The sequence below is a fragment of the Vibrio sp. S234-5 genome (genome assembly GCF_000960595.1).
Taxonomy (GTDB): domain Bacteria; phylum Pseudomonadota; class Gammaproteobacteria; order Enterobacterales; family Vibrionaceae; genus Vibrio.
The window spans coordinates 1-2,101 of record NZ_JZAM01000206.1 but is presented as its reverse complement, the minus strand read 5'-3'; the positions used below and the strand labels follow the sequence as shown (position 1 = coordinate 2,101).

The 2,101-nt window shown below is 41.2% G+C and carries 2 protein-coding genes and 1 pseudogene; all 3 read right to left on the bottom strand.

Translation table 11 applies throughout. The features are described from left to right. The coding region (locus UF06_RS11330) for an alpha/beta hydrolase (RefSeq protein ID WP_045570559.1) at positions 1–538 on the bottom strand (538 nt) is incomplete at its 3' end. 763 nt (positions 539–1,301) lie between these two features. Beyond that, complete coding sequence (locus UF06_RS27745) at positions 1,302–1,520, bottom strand: hypothetical protein (protein ID WP_226972550.1); 219 nt, start codon at positions 1,518–1,520, stop codon at positions 1,302–1,304. Further along, positions 1,513–1,654: pseudogene (locus tag UF06_RS24375) on the bottom strand (DUF3265 domain-containing protein). Before UF06_RS24375 ends, UF06_RS27745 begins: the two are co-directional and overlap by 8 nt. Positions 1,655–2,101 lie beyond the last annotated feature (447 nt).

The following is a 2,101-nucleotide window of genomic DNA, read 5'->3' as shown; positions in this document are numbered from 1 at the left end:
TATCAAGCCAGACTGCTTTCACAGCGTCTACGAGTTTAGGGAAATCCGGTTTAGGATTTGACGCCTCATATAAAGCAACATCATCTGCAAACCTTGATAACCAAAATTCAGCCGTCAAACCACTTAGTAATTCAACCGATGGATCATCTGCCTCTAATCGCCACTGCGAGCCAAGTGTCACCAAACAAGATACCCTTTTCGGCTCTTGTATTGCTAACCGATAACCTACGATACCACCGTCACTGAAACCAAAAATTGAATATTTATCAATACCCAAATGGCTCAGAACATGCTGAACATCTTGTTGATATTGCATGTAATTAAGTGGACGATCACCTAAAAGAGACTTCCCGTGACCACGGAAATCTATACTTATCAATTGATAGTCAGCAGCTACATATTTATGAATTGAACTTAACTCATTCAATGAACCAAGACCGCCATGAAGCATCAATAAAGGCTTGCCATCATGATTACCTGAAAGCTCGTAATAAATCTCGGAGCCACTAACACTTACATATCCATTTTTATTTTTCATTTTATCGACCAACTACGTTTGTATTGATTTGACCTGAAAAAACTAACGCCCTGCTAAGGGGTGAGCAATGCACTACCAAGGCTAACGCACACCGCCTGAATCACAAAACCCACCGCATGCTAAAAATGCCACGCATTGCGAATCCCGCTTAAGCAGTTTGTTAGCTTAAATTTCAGCACCTTAAGATTTACTAAACCTGAGATTAACCCGATTTAGGAAACCAGCAAACCACCTGCGTTTTAAAACCCGAAATTACTCAAACTTTGTGGCCGTTCATGCGCTTTGAAAACCAGTAAATTTTGATAACTCATTTTCGGAAAACTCAAAGCGAAAGCAAAACTTCCAAAGCGACTTTGCGGCAAACTGGCTAACCTCGCACAATCCCAAAACTCAATTGAGGCAACAGCTCAAAACTCGCGTTGTCAAACAATGCGGATTTGCCGAAAAACCTGAACGAATTGCCAAAGGAAGAAATGAAAAACCACAACCAATTGATTTTATTTGTTTTAAGCTAACGCCCGGTTAAGGGGCAGCCAACGCCATTACCAAGCTTCTGCATAACACCGTAACCACAAAAACCAACGCATGATAAAAATGCCGCGCGTTGGCTGTCCCTCTTGAACCGTTTGTTATGTTTAAGCTTCAATGACTTACGTTTTACCAAAACCAAGATTAACTCGGTTTTGACTGACAAACAAAAGCCAAGACCTGAAAAACTGAAACGACTCATAGATTTGAAAAACAGACTTTTAATTTCGGCAATTCAAGCCCAAAAACTTGTGGTTAAAATACTGATTGAGCCAGCCGCACAAACCTCGCGCTTACTCGAAAATTGATTGAGGCAATTCTCTGAATTTCCAGCGCCAAAGAATAGATGTCCAGAAAGCAGCGCCAGACGAAGCCAACTTGCCGACAAACACAAAACCAACAAGCCGAGGGAGCAAGAAAAGATGCAACCAACTGATTTTTGGTGATTAAACATAACGCCGCGTTAAGGGGTGAGTGCCGCATAAACCAACTTTCCGCAGACCACTTTCACCACCAAAACCAACCGCATACCAAAAATGCTACGCGGCACGAATCCCTCTTGAACGCTTTGTTATGCTTAAGCCTCAATGACTTACCTTTTGCCAAACTGAGATTAACTCAGCTTTAACTCACAAACAAAAACCAAAAACCAAAAAACTGAAATGACTGATAATTTTGAAAATCAGACTTTGAACTTTGGCAGATAAAACCGAAAAACCTAAGATCAAACTTCTGATTGAGCCAACCGCCCTAACCTCACGCTTGCCCGAAAATTGATTGAGGCAACGCTCTGAATTTCCAGCGCCAAAGAATAAGTGTCCAGAAAACAGCGCCCACTGAAGCAAACTTGCCGACAAACACAAAACTGAAAAGCCAAAGGAACAAAGAAGAACAATAACACACTGATTCACGGCTTGCGCATGAGTTAAATAATTGTTAAGTCCCAAATAACACGTGCTCTCGAAACTCTGTATTTAACGCACATTTTAATTGCCGCCTTTTCAAAGTGCCTTTCATTTCTACTAACTTTATCAA

Excerpts from the sequence above, each read along its gene's own strand:
- UF06_RS27745 (WP_226972550.1), bottom strand. The coding sequence starts at position 1,520 with ATGTTTAATCACCAAAAATCAGTTGGTTGCATCTTTTCTTGCTCCCTC.